General features: G+C 40.0%; 23 protein-coding genes, 3 tRNA genes and 2 rRNA genes (1 of these 28 running past the window's edge). 6 read left to right on the forward strand and 22 right to left on the reverse strand.

Features of this window, described 5'->3' with window-relative positions; all coding sequences use genetic code 11:
* Nucleotides 1-97: 97 nt before the first annotated feature.
* The 3 genes from IGI52_RS10320 to IGI52_RS10330 all read right to left on the reverse strand — a co-directional run bounded on the left by IGI52_RS10320 (nt 98) and on the right by IGI52_RS10330 (nt 2,707).
* Complete coding sequence (locus tag IGI52_RS10320) at nt 98-1,426, reverse strand: aminopeptidase C (protein ID WP_049222028.1); 1,329 nt, start codon at nt 1,424-1,426, stop codon at nt 98-100.
* A 56-nt stretch (nt 1,427-1,482) separates the two neighbouring features.
* Entirely contained in the window at nt 1,483-2,454 is a 972-nt protein-coding gene (locus IGI52_RS10325) for an acyltransferase family protein (RefSeq protein ID WP_016181202.1), read from the reverse strand.
* A gap of 179 nt (nt 2,455-2,633) precedes the next feature.
* Nucleotides 2,634-2,707: transfer RNA gene (locus tag IGI52_RS10330), tRNA-Asn, on the reverse strand.
* A 130-nt stretch (nt 2,708-2,837) separates the two neighbouring features.
* Here IGI52_RS10330 and IGI52_RS10335 point away from each other — a divergent pair.
* Together IGI52_RS10335 and IGI52_RS10340 are read left to right on the forward strand one after the other, a co-directional pair.
* Nucleotides 2,838-4,019 (forward strand): serine hydrolase domain-containing protein, encoded by a 1,182-nt coding sequence (locus IGI52_RS10335; RefSeq protein WP_438781212.1) that lies wholly within the window; start codon nt 2,838-2,840, stop codon nt 4,017-4,019.
* 95 nt (nt 4,020-4,114) lie between these two features.
* Nucleotides 4,115-4,187: transfer RNA gene (locus tag IGI52_RS10340), tRNA-Thr, on the forward strand.
* 3 nt (nt 4,188-4,190) lie between these two features.
* Here IGI52_RS10340 and IGI52_RS10345 read toward each other — a convergent pair.
* The 7 genes from IGI52_RS10345 to IGI52_RS10375 all read right to left on the reverse strand — a co-directional run bounded on the left by IGI52_RS10345 (nt 4,191) and on the right by IGI52_RS10375 (nt 10,121).
* A complete protein-coding gene (locus IGI52_RS10345; RefSeq protein ID WP_438781213.1) occupies nt 4,191-4,868 on the reverse strand; it encodes a phosphatase PAP2 family protein in 678 nt (225 codons plus the stop codon).
* Between the two features lie 108 nt (nt 4,869-4,976).
* The gene (locus IGI52_RS10350; protein WP_438781214.1) at nt 4,977-5,570 is read right to left on the reverse strand and encodes a helix-turn-helix domain-containing protein; all 594 of its coding nucleotides are present in this window, start codon (nt 5,568-5,570) and stop codon (nt 4,977-4,979) included.
* Between the two features lie 143 nt (nt 5,571-5,713).
* Nucleotides 5,714-6,118, reverse strand: coding sequence for a PTS sugar transporter subunit IIA (locus IGI52_RS10355; protein WP_102871723.1), 405 nt, complete (start codon nt 6,116-6,118; stop codon nt 5,714-5,716).
* Between the two features lie 37 nt (nt 6,119-6,155).
* Nucleotides 6,156-6,965, reverse strand: coding sequence for a PTS system mannose/fructose/sorbose family transporter subunit IID (locus IGI52_RS10360; protein ID WP_438781215.1), 810 nt, complete (start codon nt 6,963-6,965; stop codon nt 6,156-6,158).
* The gene (locus IGI52_RS10365) at nt 6,952-7,848 is read right to left on the reverse strand and encodes a PTS mannose/fructose/sorbose/N-acetylgalactosamine transporter subunit IIC (RefSeq protein WP_049221658.1); all 897 of its coding nucleotides are present in this window, start codon (nt 7,846-7,848) and stop codon (nt 6,952-6,954) included. The genes IGI52_RS10360 and IGI52_RS10365 overlap by 14 nt, the downstream gene beginning before the upstream one ends.
* Nucleotides 7,849-7,860: 12 nt before the next feature.
* Nucleotides 7,861-8,340 (reverse strand): PTS system mannose/fructose/N-acetylgalactosamine-transporter subunit IIB, encoded by a 480-nt coding sequence (locus tag IGI52_RS10370; protein ID WP_016181195.1) that lies wholly within the window; start codon nt 8,338-8,340, stop codon nt 7,861-7,863.
* A gap of 2 nt (nt 8,341-8,342) precedes the next feature.
* A complete protein-coding gene (locus IGI52_RS10375; RefSeq protein ID WP_438781218.1) occupies nt 8,343-10,121 on the reverse strand; it encodes a glycoside hydrolase family 35 protein in 1,779 nt (592 codons plus the stop codon).
* 170 nt (nt 10,122-10,291) lie between these two features.
* On the opposite strand from IGI52_RS10375, the gene IGI52_RS10380 reads away from it, so the two are divergent.
* On the forward strand, nt 10,292-11,002 hold the full coding sequence (locus tag IGI52_RS10380; RefSeq protein ID WP_016181193.1) for a GntR family transcriptional regulator: 711 nt from the start codon (nt 10,292-10,294) through the stop codon (nt 11,000-11,002).
* Nucleotides 11,003-11,231: 229 nt separating this feature from the next.
* On the opposite strand, the gene IGI52_RS10385 is transcribed toward IGI52_RS10380, so the two are convergent.
* From IGI52_RS10385 to IGI52_RS10410, 6 genes are all read right to left on the reverse strand, one after another.
* A complete protein-coding gene (locus tag IGI52_RS10385; protein ID WP_438781219.1) occupies nt 11,232-12,194 on the reverse strand; it encodes a hexose kinase in 963 nt (320 codons plus the stop codon).
* 11 nt (nt 12,195-12,205) lie between these two features.
* Entirely contained in the window at nt 12,206-13,213 is a 1,008-nt protein-coding gene (lacD, locus tag IGI52_RS10390) for a tagatose-bisphosphate aldolase (RefSeq protein ID WP_438781220.1), read from the reverse strand.
* Nucleotides 13,214-13,235: 22 nt separating this feature from the next.
* Nucleotides 13,236-14,408 (reverse strand): SIS domain-containing protein, encoded by a 1,173-nt coding sequence (agaS, locus tag IGI52_RS10395; RefSeq protein WP_049221666.1) that lies wholly within the window; start codon nt 14,406-14,408, stop codon nt 13,236-13,238.
* A 12-nt stretch (nt 14,409-14,420) separates the two neighbouring features.
* Nucleotides 14,421-15,152 (reverse strand): GntR family transcriptional regulator, encoded by a 732-nt coding sequence (locus IGI52_RS10400; protein ID WP_016181189.1) that lies wholly within the window; start codon nt 15,150-15,152, stop codon nt 14,421-14,423.
* Nucleotides 15,153-15,435: 283 nt separating this feature from the next.
* Nucleotides 15,436-16,839: a L,D-transpeptidase family protein gene (locus IGI52_RS10405; protein ID WP_438781222.1), complete on the reverse strand. Its 1,404-nt coding sequence runs from the start codon at nt 16,837-16,839 to the stop codon at nt 15,436-15,438.
* A 278-nt stretch (nt 16,840-17,117) separates the two neighbouring features.
* Nucleotides 17,118-18,107, reverse strand: coding sequence for a LacI family DNA-binding transcriptional regulator (locus tag IGI52_RS10410; protein ID WP_438781224.1), 990 nt, complete (start codon nt 18,105-18,107; stop codon nt 17,118-17,120).
* A gap of 370 nt (nt 18,108-18,477) precedes the next feature.
* Here IGI52_RS10410 and IGI52_RS10415 point away from each other — a divergent pair, with 370 nt between their 5' ends.
* Nucleotides 18,478-19,083 carry a LysM peptidoglycan-binding domain-containing protein gene (locus tag IGI52_RS10415; protein WP_016181186.1) on the forward strand — a complete coding sequence of 202 codons (606 nt, stop codon included), beginning with the start codon at nt 18,478-18,480 and terminating at the stop codon, nt 19,081-19,083.
* A gap of 49 nt (nt 19,084-19,132) precedes the next feature.
* Here IGI52_RS10415 and IGI52_RS10420 read toward each other — a convergent pair whose 3' ends face one another.
* Nucleotides 19,133-19,774: an HAD family hydrolase gene (locus IGI52_RS10420; protein ID WP_311894675.1), complete on the reverse strand. Its 642-nt coding sequence runs from the start codon at nt 19,772-19,774 to the stop codon at nt 19,133-19,135.
* A 123-nt stretch (nt 19,775-19,897) separates the two neighbouring features.
* On the opposite strand from IGI52_RS10420, the gene IGI52_RS10425 reads away from it, so the two are divergent.
* Nucleotides 19,898-20,872 carry a ring-cleaving dioxygenase gene (locus tag IGI52_RS10425; protein WP_438781225.1) on the forward strand — a complete coding sequence of 325 codons (975 nt, stop codon included), beginning with the start codon at nt 19,898-19,900 and terminating at the stop codon, nt 20,870-20,872.
* A 12-nt stretch (nt 20,873-20,884) separates the two neighbouring features.
* Nucleotides 20,885-21,505, forward strand: coding sequence for a flavin reductase family protein (locus IGI52_RS10430; RefSeq protein WP_438781226.1), 621 nt, complete (start codon nt 20,885-20,887; stop codon nt 21,503-21,505).
* 22 nt (nt 21,506-21,527) lie between these two features.
* Here IGI52_RS10430 and IGI52_RS10435 read toward each other — a convergent pair whose 3' ends face one another.
* The 5 genes from IGI52_RS10435 to IGI52_RS10455 form a co-directional block, all read right to left on the reverse strand.
* A complete protein-coding gene (locus IGI52_RS10435) occupies nt 21,528-21,881 on the reverse strand; it encodes an iron-sulfur cluster biosynthesis family protein (RefSeq protein ID WP_438781227.1) in 354 nt (117 codons plus the stop codon).
* 397 nt (nt 21,882-22,278) lie between these two features.
* Complete coding sequence (locus IGI52_RS10440; protein ID WP_438781229.1) at nt 22,279-23,724, reverse strand: IS1182-like element ISEfa7 family transposase; 1,446 nt, start codon at nt 23,722-23,724, stop codon at nt 22,279-22,281.
* A 118-nt stretch (nt 23,725-23,842) separates the two neighbouring features.
* Nucleotides 23,843-23,916 (reverse strand) — tRNA-Asn (locus IGI52_RS10445).
* A 7-nt stretch (nt 23,917-23,923) separates the two neighbouring features.
* Nucleotides 23,924-24,039: ribosomal RNA gene (gene rrf, locus IGI52_RS10450) — 5S ribosomal RNA — on the reverse strand.
* Nucleotides 24,040-24,112: 73 nt separating this feature from the next.
* Nucleotides 24,113-24,376: ribosomal RNA gene (locus tag IGI52_RS10455) — 23S ribosomal RNA — on the reverse strand (it continues 2,648 nt past the right edge of the window).

The raw sequence follows: 24,376 nt of genomic DNA on the forward strand, positions 1-24,376 counted from the left end.
TAAAAGTATAGCATAATCAGCAAGAAAACGCTTTTGTTCGTAAAAAGGGCGTTTCAAAAAAATCTGAAACAGCCACACTGTCTCAGATTTTTTTCTTTTATGCCAACGCACCCATTGGGTCCCAAGGTGCTAGAACTGTTGGTTCTGCCTCGAAGGCAGCTAATTGTTCTGGTGTTAAAAATTCTTTGCGAACAACGATTTGATAGGTGTATTCATCCATCCATTCGTCACTCATTACAAAAAAGCCCTTTTCGCCAACTTTTTCTCCCCAGCTGTTTTCGACTTTCCATTTTTTCGCCTGACCATCAATCAAGTCGACACCGGTCAAAACCATCGCGTGGGTCATCAAGCTTTCGCCATAGTCTAATCGCTCAGCCTTCGTCATGGTCAAATCAACGTCAAATAAATCTTCGACATCATAGGCATCTAAGGCCATGATTCCGCTGTCGCGGGTTGAGGATTGACCAACATCGCAGCCAAACCAGACAGATTCGCCTTGCTCTAATTGCTTAACCGCCAATGCCTTGAAATCCTCCATCTCAAGATTCAAGTATTTTACCTGTTTACCATCCACTACATTTCCTAACATATCCACCGTATAGGATTTCATGAAAGGCTTGTCTTCAGTCGGCGCATTGATAATACTGATATACTCATCTAAATCTACATCAACATATTTATCATAGAAGCTTTGTGGAGTCAGTCCTTGATCCAAATGATAATTTTTTTCTTCATCACGATATTCAAAATCAAACACTGTTGGCGGTGTCCCCAATGAGATCGCCAAAAGATTATAGACTTCCTGCAGCATCGCTTCACGGTTTGCTTGAATCTCTTCTTCTGTCGCCTCTTCCAAGACCATCTGACGGAGCAGAACCGCGTGTTTGCGTAATAATTTATTTAAATAATTATTTAGATCGCGAGAGTTTGAACTGTTGCTGCTTTCCGGCATCACACTTTTCGGTACGACTCCATATTTTTGGAAAAGAGACACAATCATATCCCATTGCCCACCATCTTGCTGCGGTGTTTGCAGCAAAAAGGCCACCTCGCGGCTCGTTACAGGCTGATCTGCTGTATTCAATATATTTTCATAGAAGTAATTTGCCTTCTCGTATTTATCCCAAAAGAAGGTATAGTTTTGTGAAAGCTCAAAGTCCTTCAGCTGAAAGGTCGTCAACAGTTTGTGCCGAAACGTATTTAATGCCGCAAACATCCAGCAGCGTCCAGATTGTTTTTGGTTTGCGACTTTTCCTGTAGCCAGATCAATGGAGAAGACCGGCGTATTTTCCACATGTGTCTGAATATTTTCCGCAGAGGCCCGAATACCATTTTTTACTACGCCTCGTTGCAATGCGATTTGTTTAGAATTTTGTTCAAAAGCTTTTCGAAAAGCTTGGGTTCGTTCATTTGTAATTTTTGCCATAAAAAACGCCTCCTTGCCCCTCATTTTACGCTTAATGAGACAAAGAGACAATTAGTTTACAAACTAGGCTGCAAAACTGCTTTTCCTTTTTCGATCCATTGACCCAGTCGCTTGCTTGATAGCATCACCGTTAGCAACATACTCCCGATAAACAATAAAAGAACTTCCACAGAGCTGATCTCGAAATCAAGCTCAAGGGCTCTCAAGCCTTTCACTAAAAAACCATGAAGCAAATACACCGTCAACGTATTTTTTCCCCAATTGGAGAAAAAGTGCCGTTCTTTGGGGACAATCATCAAGAAAGCAACGATTCCGATTAACCCAGCTATAAAAAAGATCAAACGTTGAGGTCCGCCTAGTAACGGTTGATTGAGATAGTCTTCATAGGGCTTTGAACCAAAGACCCAATACTTATTGATCAAATCGTTTCCCTGTATAAATAGAAACAATCCGCTAAATAGCAGTAAGGCCATCCATTTTTTCGGATATGTCTTCAGCTTTTCGACCCAATTCTTCGGAATCACGTAGCCTAACATGAAATAAGGGAAGAACGTCAATGTTCGCTGAACCGCTAAAAAACGATCAAAAATTGGAAAATACCCCACGAGCAGTGCAATCAGTATACTAGCGATCAAAACCTGTCTTACTGAAAATTTATGCGTCAAATGCAAAAGCACGTTCCAGCAAAACAAGCTCAATAAAAACCATAATGACCATTGCGGAATTCCCAGATCAAGACTGAAGGAATCCTGCAGACCAATCAACGTGTAATAGCCGGAGTACAACAACTGAAAGAAAATGTAGGGAAGCAACAATTTTTTTACTAAAATCATCAAGGGTTTTGGTCCACTTTTCGCGAAAAAACCTGAGATCAGGATGAACGCGGGCATGTGGAAGGTAAAGATAAAATAGTACAAATCATTATATAGAGGATGATCATTTGCAAACGGCTGTAGAAAGTGACCAAACACAACTAAGATCATCAAGAAAAGTTTTGCGTTGTCAAAATAGGCATCGCGTTTTTCCATCGAATCCCTCCTCGCTATTAGTATAACGAGGATTGTTATTAGGTTCAAAGAGAGTGACTTCGTTTTAAAAAAAGGTCATGCTTTTCTCAATATTTCACTCATATTTAAGCTTTTTATTCATATAAAATTCACTTTTTAGGTGTAAAAAAATAGAGACGATCAAAAGATCATCTCTAAAACTCCGGCAGTAGGACTCGAACCTACGACATCATGATTAACAGTCATGCGCTACTACCAACTGAGCTATGCCGGAAGAATACTTTACTATAATATCAATTTTTATTTCATGATGCAATCCTAATTTTCAAAAATTAGATGGAGCTGCTGAAAATTTTTATCGAAATAAAAATGGAACGATTTCAAATAGAATTAGAGGATTTATTATGTCAAAACACAAGCACCAAAAAAGAAAGAAAAATAAATTAACACTTGTTTTTCCGCTTTTTTTAATACTCCTAGCATTCAGCGGAATGTATGCTGAACACAGCTATTCTGAGCATCACGCAACGAAAAAAAGCAGCACACCTGCAACGAAAACAACTACTGATTTGACCAATCAGCAACCAATCGAACCAAAAAACGCTACGTCCGCTGGTATTGAGCAGTTATTGGTAGAAAAAAATTTTAGCGGTACTGTTTTAGTTTTTCAGCATGGACAGGTGATTTTGAATAAAGCTTATGGCTGGAAAGATCAAGCTAGAAGAATCCACAATACGATTCATACACAATATTGCATCGGCTCCGTTCAAAAGGGACAAACTGCCTATTTGATCATGCAGGCGGTTAAATCTGGTAAAATTTCCCTAGAGGAAAAGCTCAGCACCTTTTATCCGCAAATTTCTAATAGTGAGAAAATCTCTATCAAAGATATGCTGAATATGAGTTCTGGGTTACGTATCGACGAAAAGAAAATTGCCGCATTGAACACTACTGATCCACAAAAAATACTTTCAGAGACAATTCGTCAAACGACTGTGGCTGCGAATTCTAGTTACTCCTATCAACCGGTCAATTATGTTTTGTTAGCTGGAATTTTGGAGCAAGTCTATCATACCGACTACAGCACACTATTTGATAAACTTTTAAGAAAACCAATGAAGCTGAAAGAAACAAGCTTCTATTCAGAAACGAACAATCAGCAGGCTCTTTCATACTCAGAAAGTTCATCCGGCCCTGTTTACGCTCCTACGACCGTATCTTCTTACGCAGATGAATTAGGAACAGGCAATGTGTTTATGTCGGGGGAAGATTTGTACAGCTATTTTCAAGATCTTTATCAGGACAAATTTTTAACAACACAAGAACGTGCTGCATTATGGCAAACGTATCCAGGTGAAAAATACGCCAGCGGAATCTATAACATGACAAATAACTACCATTCACGAGGAGTTAAGGCACGTTTTGAAGCCCTTGTTGATTTTTCAAAAGATGGTCAAAATGGCATTATTCTGCTCTCAAATGTCTGGACTCAACCAAAGGGATATAATGATATCGTCTCTAAACTATATAAACAAGTCATAAACAAGTCGTCGCAAGTTCGTAAGCGACGACTCGTTTATAAATAAAGAATTCACAGCAGCTAATGCCGCATTTTTTTCTGTTTAACCAGTTGACAAATAAGCTTGTTTTCGCTATTCTATATCTTGTGTTAAATAACTATGCCGCCTTAGCTCAGCTGGTAGAGCGTTTCCATGGTAAGGAAGAGGTCGTCGGTTCAAGCCCGACAGGTGGCTCTTCTAAGAACGTTGAGTTTTTAACGTTCTTTTTTTGTGTTTAGAACTACTTTCAATTCCTGCAAGGTAGAAGCTGACAAGTGTCAGACCTAATAAAAATCCGCCAAAAATATCGGTTCCCCAATGGGCTCCAGACAAAAAACGACCGATAACCAGCGCAATCATGACCACCAGGCTCACATAGGCGATGATTGCTTTTCCCGTTCCTGTTTCCTTTCTTAACACATAAAAAGCTGACAGTAAGACTGTAATCGCTAGAAAAGTATGACTTGACGGATAGGATGCCTCTAGCTGTCCATCTACTAAAATCGGTCGATAATTGATGATGACTTTTTCAAAAAGAACATAGCAAGCGGCGACTCCAGCATAAAGAAATCCTAGCGCAAGAATTTCCTTGTCCACTAGTAAGAGCTTCTTGCGGGTATACAATTGGAAAAAGCCTCGTAAAGCAAAATACCCCACGATTATCAATGGAAAAATCCCTAAGATTTCCGTCACTTGATACCAAAATTCACTAGTACCTATCTTCTGAAATACGTATTGATTAATTGTAGAAAAGCCCACCTCCGAATGCTGCGGACCTATTTTCTGTACATCGAACAAGGATAAAGAAATCGTGTATAAAATAAAGACGATCAATAATCCTATGGCTGTTTCTAATTGCTTCTTTGCTATTTTCATTTGACTAATCCTCTCCTAACAATTATTTGGAAGCTATCCAAATAAAACGTATCAGAGACTGCCAGAAACAAAAAGAAGCGCACCGTCACCTTGATGTGACGATGCGTATCAACGGCTATTTAATAGGGAAATCCCCTTCACTGCCAAAAGCATTAATACATACGTTGCCGGGTATGGATGTCTAGTCATGATGAAAAGCAGTACGCCGAACAACGATAAAATCAAAGAAACCGATCCAATAATTCGTTGTTCTCGCCTAGAAAAAGCGAGTTCAAAAATGCCGAACAGCATTGTTAAAATAACGAATGAAAAAATAATAAGCTTGAAAATAATCGTATCCTGCGAAAGTTGCCATAAAGAGACAAACGCAATATGGTTCCCTTGTGCTTGACCAAAAATCGGCAGAACAATTAATAAGCCAACCATGCAATCTGAAATACCTAAAAGCAGCTGTTGAAACTTCTTCCGCTGCTGTTGCTGCTCATTTTCTGCAATTGACAGCAATTCACTATTGGATAGCAACTCATCAATAGAAATATCAAAAACCTGCGAAATAGCTTTTAAGGAATCAATACTGGGAAATCCGCGACCTGACTCCCATTTGGAAACTGCTGTTCGTGAGATAAATAGTCTCTCTGCTAATTCTTCCTGCGTCCATTGCTTATTTTGACGTAATTGCTTTAGTTTCTCGTTGAAATCCACTCTAATCTCCCATTCTTTCTTTTCTCCTCAATCATACCATAATAGCAGAACAGAAAAAGGAGCTGGTTCGAAAGTCTTTTAGACTTTCAAACCAGCTCCTATTCACAAATAAACGACGCCTCTATATCATCTTCTATGAGATTTTACTCGTCCTCGTCATCATCGTCACCGATGATCCGTTCATTCACGTGGCAAATATTACTTGTCGCAGATTCGACTAATGCAAGCTCTGTACCGATCAATTCACTATTGATGAAATCAATCACCATCGGCATATTCATTCCTGCGTATAGTTCGATCCCTTGCCCTTCTAAAATCATCCGCGAGACTACATTACAAGGTGTTCCGCCCATCAAATCAGCCAGCACGACAAAATCATCTAAATCCGCAATAACTGCTTCAAATTTTGCGCGAAAATCTTCCGCTGACTCTGCGGGAAGTAAACTGACTGTATGGATGCTTTCTTGCGGTCCCATAATCATTTCCGTACTCTTTTTCAATTCCTCACAAAAGAGTCCATGACTCACTAAAACTAATTGTTTTCCCATTGGTTCGCTCCTCATTATTCATTGGAATCAGCCTAACTTATTTAGAAATCACACCTAATGCTGATAATGCCACACAGACTACTAATACGATAAAGATCGCCTTGGTTGAAGTCATGTTCTTTTTACCTAGCATCCAATAAATCGCTGCAACGATTCCTGCTGGTAATAAGCGCGGTAAGATCATATCAAGATTGTTCTGCATATTCAACGTCACATCACCAATGCTCGGTGCCCAAGAGAATTTTACATTGATCATGGTCGCAACTAACGCCCCAACCATGAAGACCCCAAGCAAAGTCGCCGCGTCTGTCAAAGCAGTTAAGCGATGCTGCATCGTTGTAACTAAAGAGATTCCTTCACGATAAGCGAATTCCAGTTGTTTCCAACGGAAGATCATTACCGCGATTTGTGCGATGATCCAAATGAAGATACCAGTTGGATTTCCATTGATCGCCATATTCGCTGCCAAGGCCCCAAAAATCGTTGGAATCAATGCGGCGAAGATCGAATCCCCAATTGCCGCAAAGGGACCCATTAACCCAGCCTTCATCCCTGATACAGTGTCTTTTCCGCCGATCCCTTCTTTTTCTTCAATCGCCAAGTCAATCCCAGTCACGATTGTATTGAAGAAGTTTGACGTATTAAAAAATTGTGTATGAGTCTTCATAATTTCTTTTAGTTCCGGCGTGTCATCGCCATAAATCTTACGTAATTGCGGCAAGATTGTATAAAGGTAGCCTGATCCTTGCATTCGTTCATAGTTCCAGCCTAATTGGAAGGTACACAAGCTTCTGCGATTGATCTGCTTAAAATCTTCCTTCGTCAACTTATAATTAGATTTCGTCATCTTCAATCTCTCCTTCATCTGAATCATTGGAAGCAACTTCTTTCGGTGCTGGGGAATTTGGAATCATCTGTCCATTCTTATAACTGATCGCAGCTAAAGCAAATCCGATCAATGCGATGGCTAACATAGGAAGTGAATTGAAAATGCCTTCGAAATTCTTCACGACACCAGCTACACCAGTTCCTAAAACCTGCATATTGGTAAAAACTGTTCCTAGTAACGCTGTTAACGTGAATCCTAGGATCAAGTAAGGAAAGTGTTTTTTCACAGGCAAGTAACGTAATAAAATCGCAAACCCGACAGCTGGTAAAACTGCTCCGGCTACAGATAGACCGTCACCTAACCATTTCAAATCACCATTCAAGACAGCAACAACCTTTTCGACTAAGCCTCCACCAAATGCTAACGCTAGAAAGACTGGAATCATGCGAGAAAATGACCATGGAATGGCCCCCATCAAGAAGTTGCGTTCAATGCCTTTATAATTCATATCTTCGACTAATTTATCAATCCGATGAGCGAAATACGTATTGGCAAAACGAGCCAAAATATCTAATTGAATCATCAAGCTGGCAACTGGTACCGCAATTGCAGCGATCGCTTGCTCTGGATTCATTCCCAATGCTACTGAAAAAGCTGTTGCTAGAATCGTTCCGGAGTTAGCGTCAATTTTTGATGCGCCTCCAAATGTACCGACACCTAGTACGGTCAATTGCATACTGCCGCCAATAATAAGTCCTGCTTTTAAATCGCCCATTACTAGGCCGGCAAATAATCCGGCAAAGACTGGTGCACTCAATGATGAATAAATTTGTAATTCATCTAAAATTTGATACCCTGCATATAATGTTAATAATAAGATCTGCCACCATAAGATATCCATTTACTTATCCTCCTATTTCGCTAATAGATTCATGAAGTCTTCTGCTTTATCACTTGGTACCATTTGTGCGATCAAGCGAACGCCTTTAGCATGTAATTGGTTGAATACTTCTACATCCTGATCGACAACATTGATTGATTTAGTAATTGAACGCGTTTCATCTGTTTGCGACATATTTCCGACATTGATTTCTTCAATTGGAACACCTAGCTCAACTAGCTTCAATAAACGATCGGGTTTGCGGGCAATGATCAATAGACGTTGAGAATCATATTTCCCTGCTAAGATATTGTTAGCGGCTTTTTCAATCGGCAGCACGCTTAGCTTCACACCCGCTGGAGTAGCCAGCTTCAGTCCGCTTTTTTCAATATCATTTTGTGCCACTTCATCATCTACCACCATGATCCGCGTAATATTCAGTTTTGTTGTCCATAAGTTTGCTACCTGTCCGTGAATCAAACGTCCGTCAATTCTTACTCCAATAATACTCATTGTTATCCCTCTTTCATTTCTTTATATAATGGTTTTTTTACCAATTGAATCTCTGGTTGAAAGGTTCCTTCTGTTTCAAAAATCACGATTTCATTGTTGCCTTCTTTAAGTAATCCCTTAGGAATATAAAGCGATAGTGTTGGGCCAACTTCCCAAAATCGTCCGATATTTACTTGATTGACGAAAACGACACCTTTTCCAAAATTCGACAGATCGATAAAGCTGTCTTCCACTTCATCAAGCACTACTTCATAGCGATAAAAACTTGGCTGCTCTGGCTGCCATTCTCTTGAATAATCAACCGTCTCACACGAATCCAGCGGCAAGCAATACTGCGACCAATCAGTGAGGAAATGCAGATCAGCCATGACTCCTGTTCGAATCCCCTTATTTTGTGTATCAGCAAATAATTTGTATCCGTAATTAACCCGACCCATATTTTCAATCAAAATGTCTAATTGATTGGTTTCTTCAGTCATCGGAACAATGATATCCTCGCCGATTTGCGTCTGATACTGTGTCGCTTGTAATTTTTGATTTAGAAATAGCTGACTACGATCGCGACCATCAATGACTCTTAGTCTTTCTTCTTCCGCATCCTTTTTAATCGATGTGCGATACAGAATGTAGCCAGTATTTTGTCCTAGCATTTCCATCGTCTCTGGATATGTCGTTTTCACCGGTTGACTGATCGTGTCTAAAGTTGAAAACAAGCTGACTTTATTTCTTAAAGGAATTCCTTTTACTTCCATTGTGTTCTTTGTCAACGGTTCCATTTGTTGAATCTCAGGAAACGTATCATGAATCATTTTTTGAATTGCGAAATATTTTTCGGTTGGATTGCCCTGCTCATTTAGCGGAGCCCCGTAATCATAAGAAGTAATTTGCGGCAAATCAATGACTCCTCGTGCGGAGCAGCCATTCATAAAACCAAAATTCGTTCCCCCATGAAACATATATAGATTGATACTGCCTCTAATTAAGACTTCCTTAACTGCTTCCGCCAACTCCTCGGCATCTCGTTGAACAATAGGTTCCTTCCAGCGATTGAACCAGCCATCCCAAAATTCCATGCACATCAGGGGCCACTTTTTTCCGTGTTCATCGAAGAAACTCTGCATGGATGCAAAATTCTCTTCGGCCTTTGAACCAAAATTGCCCGTAACTAAAATATCTTCTTCTATCATGCTGCCTGCTCTAAGTGTCGCACGCCAAGGCCCATCTGAAGTGAAAAACGGAACCGTGATTCCTCTGTTTATCATCAAATCTCGAACCGAACGTAAATAGTCTTTTTCTTCTCCATATGAACCATATTCATTCTCGATTTGGATCATCAAAATATTTCCGCCATTTGACAACTGATGAGGAACCAGTTTCTTTATGAGGACATCATAATAATCAGCCACATGTTTTAAATAACCGATTTCATTTGTTCGGATGCGTGTGTCTTCGTTTAGTAGCCAAGCGGGGAATCCACCAAACTCCCATTCTGCACAAATGTATGGTGATGGCCTTACGATCGCATATAACTCGAGTTCCTTTGCAATTGATAAAAAGCGTTCCAAATCTAGTATTCCTTCAAAATGGAACTCACCTTTTTTTGGTTCATGCAAATTCCATGGTATATACGTTTCAACGGTATTGAAGCCTAAAGCTTTCAAGTTATACAGTGAGTGATACCAATCCGCTGGGTCAATCCGAAAATAATGTATTGCTCCTGACATGATCTTAAAGGGCTCGCCGTTTAAAAGAAAATCTTCTTTAATCTCAAATGTTTTCAAAAGCTCCCTCCTTAAATGAAAGCGTTTTTAATATATTAATATATTAAATTATCCGATACTGAAAGTCAACTCTCCTTATTTTAGTGGAATGTGTTAAAATCAAGCCATAACCACAAAATCAAAAAATTCTAATGAAACTTTTAATTCCTATTCATTGTTTGGAGGTTCCTATGGTCATCCCAAAATACCAAATCATAAAAGATGAACTAAAACAGCAAATCATTTCTGGCAAATTCGAAAATGGCGACAAATTTTATACGGAAGCCGAGTTGGCAGAAATGTTCAGTGTCAGCTCAATCACCGTCATTCGCGCGTTGAATGATTTAGTCAAGGATGGATTCATTGTTCGACATCAAGGCCGTGGTTCTTTCGTCTCGCGCGCCCGTAAAGGAAAAATAGTCGAATTTTCCGATATCGAGTTGTTTCCTATAAGTAATGATCAAGTACAAGTCTTATCAATCACACGAGGAAATGATCCCGTTTATTTAAGTAAGCTCGAATTGCCTGATACAGCATTTTATTACTGCATCAAACGCTTGCGCAAAGCCGAAGAAACTCCGTATATCTATCAGCAGACCTATTTGCCGGAACAATATGTGAATCCTAATTATCAAGAACTGAGCTATTACAATTCCATCTATCAACGCTTTAAGCTAGATTATAATATCCATATGAACGAAGAAGACTTTACTGAAACAAATGAAATCAAGTTCCCGACTCCTTCAGATGCAGCAAAGCTGCTGGAGATTTCTGCTGATGAACCAACTGTTCTCCAAGTCCGTGTGACCAAACGAAGGGATACACAGCAAATGCTGGAATATGTTGAATCCTATAAAAAATGGAATTTTTACAAAATTGAACTGGTCTCAAAAAACAATTAATCCTGACTAGATCGAGCTTATTGCTCGATCTTTTTACTATGAAGAAAGTATAAAATTTTCACATGAATAAATCGTTTTACAGCAGGCATATCCATGTCCGGCTTCACGAACTAGCTTTTTCGGCAATAAGCAAAAATATTTCGAAATTTGAGAAGCACCAAGTAGGTACCAATCAACATCAGTTCTCTTCGATCACTGTGTTTCTTGGCAATTTAGAAATATTTTGGTCTTATTGCTCAAAAGCTGAGCGAGTTCGCGAAGCCTTTCTTACGTTGATCTCTTCAAAATGCATGTCCACATTCGCTGGATTGACATGACCTGTTCGTTCTTCTTGAGCATTGGCCATACCGGCTGCCATACACAGCTTCAGCAGTTCTGTTACGCTCATTTTTTGTGATAAGCCATAGGCAAACCCAGCTATAGTAGCATCACCTGACCCCACTGGATTAACTGTTTTAATCGTTGGAATCGTTACTCGATAGAAAGAATCACGATATTTTGCAAGCGCCCCATCTTTGCCTAGTGACACAACAATCCACTCAACACCAGTAAATAAAGGCTGAGCTAAAGCACGCTGAAGCGCTTCTAGATCATCAATTGAAAACGGCTGACCCAACAACGCTTCTAGTTCTTCAAGGTTTGGCTTAATCAAAAAGGGTTTATGCTCACCGGCTAACACCTGCCTCAAGCTTTCACCAGAGGTATCCACAAGGACTTTTACCCCTTGTTCTTCCGCTAATTGAACGAGCCTTTGATAAAAATTCAATGGGAGCCCTTTAGCCAGACTGCCTGAAATGGTGACAATCTCGGCTTCTTTAACCAACTCCTGAAAATTTTCCAAAAAAGCCTGCTGTTCCGCTTCTGAAACCGTTGGACCAGCTTCTAATATTTCCGTCTGATTTCCTTCATGCAAGATCGCAATTGAATCTCGACTTTCCTCTTGGATCGCTGTAAATGCCTGCTTGATACCTGCTTTCTTTAATTCTTCCGAGATATAAGCGCCATGAAAACCGCCTAAAACACCCGTTGCTAAAACATCGCCCTTCAAATCATGAATGACACGCGTGACATTAAGTCCTTTTCCGCCAGCTGTTTTACTCACCTGATCGGTTCGATTGACCGTGTCTAGCTTCAGTTTCTCCAGTGGATAAGAAATATCAATGGACGGGTTCATCGTTACTGTTACTATCACGAGCTCGCCTCCTAGTTCACCGCTGCTTCTTCTACGACTTGAACTTTGTCATGCCATGAGCTTGCCGTTTGTTTTAACACGTTGTTCAAGCTTTCGATATTTTCACGACCTTCGCTTTGCAGCCAGTCACGAACAGCAGCTTCACCTGATTCAATAAACGGCTTTACACCATTTTTCCAGGTGGCACGCCCACAGAGCACACCATTGAAGGTGGAGCCAGCTTCTTTAGCAAATACCAATGTTTGTTGGAATAGCTCCGTTGAAACACCTGCGCTTAAGAAAATAAATGGTAAATCCGTTGCTTGGCTTTGTTCTAAGAAATAGTTTGCCGCTTCTTCTTTTGTATAAGCGATTTCACCAGTACCAAAGCCTTCAACGAAATTCATATTCACTGGGACCTCCACTTTTAGAACATCCACTTTGTATTGCGGTTTTGAGAATTCCTTCATCATATCATTGACCTTGTGCGGTTTCACTTTGGCATAGTCAAATGAACCAGCATCTGAAATTTGCGCATCATAAGAAACCAATTCTAAGTAAAATGGCAAATCTTCTTCTGCACATTCACTGCCTAACCGTTCGACAAAGACATGCTTTTGATGATTGATCGCAGGATCTTCATCCACATCATAATAAAGTAAAAACTTGATAGCATCGGCACCTTGTTTTTTTAGTCGTAAAACCGACCAATCCGCTAATAGATCAGGTAAACGTCCTGGTGTGGTTGCATCGTAGCCTGTTTTTTCATATGCCAGCAATAGACCTGCATCTGCATGACGTACTTTTGCTGCAGGCAGACCGTATTCAGGGTCCAATAAGATCGAAGACGCATATGGTGTCAGCTCGCTCGATACCAATTCTTTAAAATGCTCAATATGCTTATCCGTTGGTTCGACATTTAACGCTTTGATCATTTTTTTTAACGCCCCACGTTGATCAATTGCTAAGGCACTGATAATGCCATCCTTTGTTGATAAACGGTCCATCGCCGCTTTTTTACCTGTTGTTAATGTAAGCATGTTTCTTCCTCCCAGTTAATTCCTATTTATAGTCATGAATCGTTACACCTTTTACCACTCGATTGACTGTCCCCGTTGGTGAAGGCGTGTCAGGTGTATTCGCAACTTTCACCGATGTTAAAAGCGCGACAGTTTGTGCTACCATGACATAGCCTAGTGCTAAATAGGCATCTGGAAGTAAAGAAGTCCCAGTTGCAAACTCGAACGTATCCCCAGAGAAATTCCGTTTTCCGGGTTGAGTGATAGCAAAGACACCGGAAGCGATTTCATCTTCGTGAACTTCTTCTAAGATATCTAAATCGTAATCCCGCGTGTATGGATCATTATTGACAAAACCGAACATAATAGTTTTTTCATTGATAAATGATTTTGGTCCGTGTCTAAAGCCCATCGATGAATCAAAGACTGTCGCGATTTTTCCAGCGGTCAGTTCTAGGATTTTTAATTGTGCTTCTCTGGTCAAGCCTGCTAAACTGCCGGAACCGACATAAACAATTCGTTCAAAATCAAGTGCGACAATTTCTTCGATGTCATGCTCACGGGCGATCACTTCGTTTCCTAAAGCGTTCAATGTTTCTACATAGTTTTGCTTTTCCTCTAGTGCTGTTTGATCAAATGTCAGCAACGCGCCTAGTGTCATACAGGAGAAGCTGCCAGTCATGGCAAAACCGTCATCATTCGAACGAACAGGCATTAAGAATAAAAAGCTCTTGGAATCGGCTTGGCTGATTTGCGCCAATTTTCCCTCTTTTGCACAGGTGATTGATAAATGATGGATTGTATCCACGACTTGATTTGCGATTTCAACTGCTGCCAAGCTTTCAGGACTGTTTCCGCTTCTGGCAAAGGATACCAGTAAGGTCGGTTCCTCTTTGATTAAATATTCTTCAGGCTCCGCCACGATGTCAGTGGTTCCGATACTTTCAAAGCTGAATGCTTGACGATCGCCGTGTTTGCGCAAATAAGGAACCAGCGTGTCGCCTACATATTGGGAGGTTCCCGCACCGGTGAAAATTACGCGTGTACGCTGACCCTTTGCTTGTTTTTGGACTTCTGTAAGAAAATTTTCTAATTCCCCTTGGGCTGACTGATAAAGGTCAATCGTTTCTTTCCAAAGTTCCGGCTGTTGGCGAATCTCACGCGTCGTGATCTCCGCTCCCATTTGTTCCAATTTTTCTTTTTCTATTGTAAACATGCTTTAATTCTCCTAACTATTTCGAATATGACGAATCTGATAATGAAATTGATCCGCGCGAGCGACGCTCAAAGTAAATTCAATGATTTCATTTTTCATATTGTAGGTCTGACGGACTAAATGCAGGACTGGTGCTCCTTCAGGGATCATCAGCTGTTTCGCGTCATCCTTTGAAGCGATGCTGGCATAAAGCTCTTCATCTGCTAAACGGACGGTTTGCTTAAAATCTTCTGAAAAAAGATCGTACAAGGGCTTGCTTCTTAATAGCTGATCATCTAATGACAAGAAGAATTTGACAGGCAGATAGCTATCTTCAATCATTAAAGGCTCTCGATCCGCGATCCGCAGCCGACTCAATTTGAAAACTGCTTCTCCTAAAGGAAGATTGAGTCGTTGTGCGATAAATTTATCGGCTTCCATTTTTTCAAAGGATAAAATTCGCGTCTCAGGATGTCTGCCGAGGCTTTTCATTTGTTCGGTAAAGCTGTAGGCACCAGCTAAATCTGCAGCAGCTGTTTTGATATCAGAGACAAATGTCCCTTTTCCATGACGCCGATAAATGTATCCCGTGTTTTCCAGCTCTTGCAAAGCTAAACGGACCGTCGTCCGACTAACTCCGTACTGAGCTGTTAATTCCCGCTCAGATGGCAGCTTATCATGAGGAATCATGCCGCTTTCCATCCGCTTCTTCAATAAATCTACAAGTTGATGATACAAAGCTTTGTTTTTAAAAGAATTTTCCATGGGCTTCTCCTTCTTTTAAACTGGTTATAACCACAACCCAATGGTAAGGTGGTTTTTTTACCTTTGTCAACAATAAATCTTTTAGTAATTTTACTATTGGCTTAAAATGCTGATTTATCAAGTTTTCGTAAGATAAAATATGCTAGTAGAATTTTTCTTTCAAACTATATTCAAATAAACTTTTCAATAATTGGTATGAAAATCTAATACCAGTTGACGCAATTAGAGCATAAAAAACGTGCCAACCCGCAGGTTAGCACGTTCACTTATATCTGATTTTTTCTTAAAAAACTAAGACTGGTGTTCCCTCATCAAGCATAGGATACAGCTCAGCCATTTTGGCCGGAGGCGTATTGATACAGCCATGAGAGCCGCGATACAGCCACAAATCACCGCCATAGGCGTACTGCCAATCGGAATCATGGATACCAACACCTGTATCATCTATTGGCATCCAATACCGGACAGGACTAGCATATTTAGAGCCGTCGTCATTCAAACCTCTCAGCACCTGATCCATTGACTTGCTTCGAACATAGTTTAATCCAGGAGGAGTCGGCGTTGACGGTTTTCCACTGACGATATCCGTTTCAAATTGCAGCTTTCCTTCTTTGTAATACCACATGTGCTGATTTTGCAGATCCACCTCTACATAAGTATTGCCAATGCTTGTCTGAATATTTTCTACATCACTTACTACTTTTGGTACACGATTAAAGTTCTCACCTTTTAGAATCTGAGCACTTAATTCCTTCACCTCTGAAGGAATATCGATCGTCCAGTTATAAAGACCTGCAGGAACAGAAACGGTTCCTCGTAAAGTACTGTTAAAGGATGTCGGATTTTCTTTCGTATTGTTTTCTTCATTCAACTTCGTCACAAAAGCCGTCACCTGATCCTGTTTCAAAAGCACTTCCGCTTTTTCATTGGTAGTTAACCAGCTGCTAAGTTCTTGGGGAGGAATCGTTAGCTGCTTTCCGCCAATCGTATAGACTGCCTTTAGCTTGGCTAATTGATTCATTTTAGTCTTTAATTTTTTTAATGTACTATCTTCTTTAGTCAGAACTGGCTGGGCGTAATAATCCTCCGTATCTAGTGAATCCTCACCATTTTCCAGATACTTCTTTAAAGCAGTTTTGACCGCTTCGACATCAAAGGTATCTCCTTGCTTTTCTGGGACAATCACAAAATGATCCTCTTGCCATTCAATCATAGCATTTTTTGTCGGCACACGCGCAGCGTTTGTTTGAAGGAGCACTGTACCCAAACTATCTATCAATTGATCTACTTTGGATTGATCGTATATATTCGGCAAATCGTACTGGCTGCCAAACAAGCTGGTAATTCCCCAAGCAAATGGTTTTTGATTTTGCTTGATTTTGCTAAGCTCCTCCAGATGATCTGTTTGCCAGCCCAATTCACTTCGTTTAAATTGCTTCCATATGGTACTGCCCAGGTGAATTTCAAAGGGCGCCTCTGTTAATTCAGCATTTATTTTTTTATTTGCCTGCTCAAGCGTTAATCCGCCAACATTGATACTGTTTACCTTCGTTTTCGGTAACAACCGATCCGCATAATGAACACTCTTAAATGAATAAAAACTAACAACTAAAAGTAAAACCACCAAACTGATAATAATGATTTTTTTCGTTTTCTCTTGAAAAAAATCCTCCCTAATACCTCTCAAAATATACCCTCACTTTTCTCGCTTAAAATTGATGCATTCACGCCAACTACCCCTGCTGGCTAAGAAATACTATAACTTTATTACCATCATATTTTATCAGAAAAATAATGGCTTTTGGCCGATAAATTATGACTTTTTTATGAAGTAGCATATATACTAAGTTAAAAATATTTTTAGCAAACATTTTCAATATAATTTTTGCTATGAAATAATTTTAAAATAATTTCACATCCCGAAAACCATGCGGGATATAAGTTTTTCCTCCTACTTCGAACTTATTATCTTGTTTCGAAAGTGACCTGAAAAAGCCGATCGTCCATCCTTCGATCGGGCTGGTCAATCGCCATTTGGATTTTTTCGGCGTAGGCCTTGCCTAATTCTTCGTATGGCTGACGAACGCTTTTTATTTGAGGACGAAGGATTTGTGTGACTTCACCGCCATCAAAGCCAATAATCGTGATGTCCTGATTCATCTTCTTCCCGCTATCATATAGCGCTTGGTAACAGCCGATCGCCAGCATATCGTCACAGCAAAAAATCGCACGAACGTCCGTCTCTTTTAACAAATCAATCGTTCCTTGATACCCTCCAGCTATCGTCAAAGGCATCTGCTTAATGTATTTTTCTTCTATTAATAGATCATGATCCTTCAACGCCTGGCAATAAGCGTCAAAACGTTCTGTCAGATGATAGTGCTCAGCATTATCCATAATAAAAGCAATTTTTTCATGACCTTCTGTGATCAGCCATTCGATTGCACGATAAACACCAGAATATTCATCCAGCTTGACGGTCCCATAAAACCCTTCATTCAAACCGCGATCAGCAAAAACGACCGGAATCTCTTGAAAACGTCCACGTTCGATGATTTTCTTTCCCTGGTAATCATTTGGCGTGAACAGAAAAATTCCTTCGACTGCAATTCTTGCTAGTTGATTCAATAACTCCTGTTCCTTAAAAAAATCATGATCTGATTCACAGATAATCAGATAATAGCCCTGCTTTTCCAATTGCTCTCTGATTTTTCGGACAATCGCCGAAGCAAACTGTTCCGAAAAATCCGGAACAATCACGCCGATCGTCTTCGATTTTTTCGCGATAATATTGGAAGCAAAATAATTTGGGGAATAATCTTGCTCTGCAATCACCTTTAATACCCTTTGTCTCGTCGCTTCGCTAAAGCGGCCGCCCTTTTGATTGAGAATCTGAGACACTGTCGTCACTGAAACCCCTGCTAAGCGAGCCACCTCTTTCATTGTGATTTTCATTTTCCACCTCAATCTAGCTTGGTTTACCTTTTCTTAAGAAAATTTCTGGCGATTTCCATGATTTTTTCGTATAGAATTTTCTGATTTTTTACAACAAAATTTCAACATTGCAACTTTAAGCAGCGCTTTCAAAATAAGACATGATAAAAACCTGCCAAAAACCTTATCAGTACGCTGTTTTTAATTATTCTTAAAAGAGATTAAGTATTTCAAAAACACACGTTCGGTTATTTATTGTCACATTAATACATTACACTGTAACGTATTGTCACTGGTTTATAACCCACGCAATCTGAAACGATGGTAAAGTATCACTCGTAGTCGAAATGACTGATTTACATTTAAAAACTTTTTTGGAGGAATTTACATAATGAAATTTGGAAAAACTCTTGTACTTACGACTTTACTAACAGCTGGCGCAGTATTTGCACTAGGGACAAACGAAGCACATGCAGCAGAAAACTACACAGTTCAAGCTGGTGATACCTTATCAAAAATCTCAATCAAATTTGCTGGCGATAACAGCTTGGTTGATTCAATTGCTAAAGAAAACAAAATTTCTAATATTGACATGATTTTTGAAGGTCAAAACTTAACGATCGATACAGACGCTAAAGGCAATACAACAGTAACACCAGTTCAAGAACAAGCAGCTCCTGCTCAAACAGCGCAAGCTCCCGTTCAAGAAACTACACAAACAGCTGCTCCTGTACAACAAGCCGCTGCTCCTGCTGCTGAAGCTTCAACACCAGCTAGCACAAATGCAGCGAAAGAATGGATTGCACAACGTGAATCTAGCGGTTCATACACTGCTACTAACGGCCAATACATTGGACGTTACCAATTATCAGCTTCATACTTAAATGGTGACTACTCAGCAGCAAACCAAGAACGTGTAGCCGACCAATACGTGACTTCTCGCTATGGTTCATGGGAAGGCGCTCAAGCATTCTGGCAAGCAAACGGCTGGTACTAAGTCGATAGAAGAGCCTTTAAAAACCCTCAAATGAGGGTTTTTTTTATTTTTAGAAGCTCTGTCTTATTGCGGCAGATAATTCATCAACGGTTGCAACAATTTGATCTGCTTGTGCTTCAATCATTTCATTCCGCTCTCCAAAACCATAGAGCACGCCAATGCTCTTGATCTGATTGGCTTTGGCACCAATGATATCAAATTTTCGGTCACCGATCATTACAGCAGGAGTTTCTTCCAATTGAGCTAACGCATAGGCAATCACATCCGTTTTATTTGACCGTTTACCGGCTAGATCCGCGCCGAAAATTCCCGAAAAATACTTAGATAAACCAGTATTTTCAATAATCTGCTCGGCATAAAACTCCGGCTTTGATGTCGCTATAGCTAAATAGTAATCCGGAGCTAGTGAAGCAAGTACCTCTTCGATACCATCATAGACAGATAATTGCTTGATTCCCTGTTCTGCATAGTATTCGCGATAAATCAGCACCGCTTTATCTGCTTCTGCTTCCTTCAAATCATATAGCTGTTTTAATGTATCCGTTAAAGGCGGTCCGATAAAACTATGTAACGTCGCCTCATCAGGAATAGCTAAGTCCTTTTTTTTCAACATATAACACACACTATTTATGATTCCTTCACTTGAATCCGTCAATGTTCCATCTAAATCAAACAATACAATCTTTTTCATCCTCTACCTCCTGCTTCCATCCTACTGATTCCTCTGACAAATATCAACCTAAGGCAATATTCTTGCTAAAAAAATGGACAACACTTATACTTACTTTTAGTAAGAAATTAGGAGGAATTTATTATGGATACACAAATTCGCGGATTACACCACGTTACAGCTATGACTTCCAGTGCCGAAAAAAATTATCGCTTCTTCACGGATATTTTAGGCTTACGTATGATTAAAAAAACCGTCAATCAAGACGATATTGAAACCTATCATTTATACTTTACCGATGACACTGGTGCTCCTGGAACAGATATGACATTCTTTGACTTCCCACGGATTCCCAAAGGAACAAAAGGAACCAACAGCATTTCACGTACGGGCTTTCGTGTTCCAACCGATGCTTCATTGGAGTATTGGGCACAACGCTTTACAGATTTAGCTGTCGCTCATGGAGAGATTAAGGAGCGTTTTGGCAAAAAATACCTTGAATTTCATGATTACGATGATCAATTATTCCAATTAGTGTCCGATGAAAAGAATCAAGGTGTTGCTGGCGGAACACCATGGAAAAATTCAAACGTTCCTGCTGAACACGCAATTTTCGGATTAGGACCTACGATTGTAACTGTGGCAAAATTTGACCATTTAAAATTAGTTTTAGAAAATCTTTTAGGCTTTAAGGAAACAGCTGCTGAAGGTAGCATGCATCAATTTGAGGTAGGCGAAGGCGGCAATGGAGCAACCATCATTGTCGATGACCAGCCAGACATGATTCCAGCACAAGAAGGCTACGGCAATGTACACCATTTAGCTTTACGCGTTGCTGATGATGACGCGTTGCGGGATTGGATCGAGAAAATCAACGCCTTAGAATTCCCAAATTCTGGTTTTGTCGATCGTTTCTATTTCCAATCAGAATATTTCTTAGCAGCACCGCATGTTTTGTTTGAGTTAGCAACGGATGGGCCAGGCTTCTTGCAGGATGAAACCTATGAGCACGCAGGGGAGATTCTTTCCTTACCACCTCATTTACAGTCAAAACGAAAAGAAATCGAAGAGTACGTTCGGCCATTCGACACATCTAATGCCAATAAAAAACGTCAATAAGGAGAATATACTATGCTCTTCTATTCAGCTAAAGAACTGACGACCAAACAACATTACAAATTTTTAACAGGGAGTATCATTCCCCGTCCAATCGCATGGATCACGACAATCAATCAAGAAACAAACATTGTGAACGCTGCTCCTTTTAGCTACTTCAATGTTGTCGCTAAAGATCTACCATTAGTCAGCCTTTCGATTAACCGTAATAATCAAAAGATCAAAGACACCGCGCGTAATCTGCTTCAACAAAAAGAAGGAGTCATTCATCTGGTAAACGACAAAGTTTTAGCAGAAATGAATCAAACCTCTGCTTCATTACCTGCTGACGAAAGTGAGTTGGCAAAAACGTCTCTCACTTTAGTGGATAGTCAAGAAGTCACAGTACCGGCGATCTTAGATGCTCCGATTCGATTTGAAGTTTGTTTACACCAATATATCCCTGTTAAGGATCATAATGATACTATTATTAGCGACCTGTTTATCCTAGAAGTCTTAAACTATCACTTTGAAGAAAACTTGTTCGATCCAGAGAACGAATACATTGATCCATTGGCTTTTAATCCACTTGCTCGTCTAGCTGGCGCTACATATAGCCATATCGCGGGTACATTAGATCTCGAAAGACCCAACTAAATAAGGAGTGGGCTCAATGAGCTCACTCCTTATTTTCACGTAAATCAATCATTTGTACATTTCCATCAATCATACCACTAGGACCCTTCAATTTGATTAAGGACATTCTTGGATCGAAAGTTAATGTCATCTCATCTTCTAAGTATAACTTGGAATGTTCTTTGATCGCAATACTGCCAATATTACTTTCAATGTCTAAGTTATAATCTGAATGATCCTGTTCCTTATCCAAAATCAATAATCGAAAACTAATATTCAATGCACAACTTCCAGATTTAGAATACTGACCCACACCGTCATCCAAATCTAAAACAATTCGACTATCTTGATACTTTTTAAGACGTCCTACCAAATCATCCGCTATATTTATATACATAATTCTCATCACCTCAAGGTAAGCATAGCACGATTTTACCAATCATCTAAATACTTTGCTCACAATCGAATAGATGAGGTTGTGACAGAAGTGATCAGCTTCAAAAAATAAGAAGGAATTTCCGAAGAAGCTACTTCTGGAACACCGTTTATTCGGAAAAAGAAGCTATGACAAGACTTTTGTCACAGCACCACTTCTCACAACACCATACATACGAGTCTGCATAGGGTAATTCAATTTATATTAACAGTGTGTACTTTTAGAGAAGAAATACCTCTTGCATTTGCACTTTTATAGTTGCTGACCGATGTGTTGTCTCACCACATCAGACTTTCACCACCTAAATTGTCGTCCCATGCCTGGTGCACAAAAAAAAGACAATCTACAAGAGATTGTCTCAGACTGTAGACAAAAGCTGTTCCAAACTCGTAACTCGAGCTTGGAACAGCTTTTTATCTACTTCGTTTCGAATTTTTGAACAAAAAAATAAAGGCTCCTTGCCTTTCCATAGCCAGGTGGCTAATTTCTTTAAATTCATTGCAGCAAACACTAGCATCGTATGCGTCGCGACTTTTTCCAAGCCTCGATACTTGGTCCAACGCATCCCATGCTTTTCTTTTGCATCCGCAAATATTCGTTCAATCGTTTGTTTCCGTTTTTTGTAAATTGATTTATTCAGATCCGTTAGGCGAAGATGTTCCACTTCATCCATCAGATCTCCCCAAACATGTCTCGTGATGACTCGTTGATGATTTTTACTTTTGGTACATTGGTTTAGCAGAGGACAGTTCACACATTCTTTTGGATTGGATTTGTATTCTCGGTACCCTTCTCGAGTAACCGTTGAAAAAGCGAGCATTTGATCTTGCGGACAAATGTAACAATCATAATACTCGTCATAGAGAAACTCGTTTTTTGATAATAGCCCCTTTTTCCCTTTGGGCCTTGAATAAGGCAAACAAGGTCGAAGATTCAAATGAGTCAAAAAGTGAACAAACTTAGGTGTCTTATACCCAGCATCAGCGACAACACAGTTGATTTCAGGAAAAAGTCTCTTCGATTGTTTGACGAGCTGAAAGGCGACTTGACTGTCATGAATATTTCCAGGAGTGATGATTGTGCTAAGAATAAATCCGTTGTCGTCGCATGAAGTATGGGCAGAATAAGCAAATTGTTTTTCTCGTTCGCCTTTGACGTAGTAGCCGCTTTCCGGATCAGCCTTACTTATTTTTCTTTCTTTCAGCTTCACTTCCTTTTCTAAGTCCAAAGTAAAAGGGCGTTTTCCGGCCTCTATTCGTTGACGATTGATCTCATCTTCTAATTCATCCTGATAGGCTTTCGCTTCATCATGGGTCATTTCTTTCGTAAACTTATGTTTATTGGCGTTAGCTTTGATGTGGGTAGAATCAAGATACAAATGATCCTCTGTTACAAAACCTGCTTTAACTGCTTGTTCTAAAATATAGGCAAAAATATCCTCAAACACCGTCGTTTCTCTAAATCGGCGGACATAATTCTTTCCAAAAGTTGAGAAATGGGGGATTTTCTCCTCGAAGGAATAGCCTAAAAACCAGCGGTAAGCGACATTGGTATCGACTTCCTTAATGGTTTGCCGCATGGAACGGATACCGAATAAATACTGAATAAACACCAATTTGATCAGAATCACTGGATCGATACTTGGGCGACCTAAATCGGAGTAAGTGGCTTCGACGATTGGATAAATAAATTCAAAATCAAGCGCGGCATCAATCTTTCGAACGAGATGATCTTGAGGAACCAGATCATCAATCGTGAGCATCGCAAATTGATTTCTACCATTCGTATTGTTTTTAGACATCATAACTATCACTCCTTGCATTCGTTTTCATAAATCTATTATAAAAGAAAAGACTGTAGACATCATCCATAAAATGGACTTTGTCTACAGTCTGAGACAATCTACAAGAGATTGTCTAGAACTCCGGCAGTAGGACTCGAACCTACGACATCATGATTAACAGTCATGCGCTACTACCAACTGAGCTATGCCGGAATAATATGCGTGGCGACGTCCTAATCTCACAAGGGGCAACCCCTCACTACAATCGGCGCTAAGAAGCTTAACTTCTGTGTTCGACATGGGAACAGGTGTATCCTTCTCGCTATCGCCACCACACTAGTATTTAATTGAGTAAACGTCGTTCACTCAAAACTGGATCAGAAACATTCTAACAACCGTGAATCAATTTTTGGTTAAGTCCTCGATCGATTAGTATCAGTCCGCTCCGTACATCACTGCACTTCCACTCCTGACCTATCTACCTGATCTTCTCTCAGGGATCTTACTTTCTTAAAGAAATGGGAAATCTCATCTTGAGGTGGGCTTCACACTTAGATGCTTTCAGCGTTTATCCCTTCCCTACATAGCTACCCAGCGATGCCTCTGGCGAGACAACTGGTACACCAGCGGTAAGTCCATCCCGGTCCTCTCGTACTAAGGACAGATCCTCTCA

The organism is Enterococcus sp. DIV0187, assembly GCF_051713785.1.
Lineage (GTDB): Bacteria > Bacillota > Bacilli > Lactobacillales > Enterococcaceae > Enterococcus_A > Enterococcus_A avium.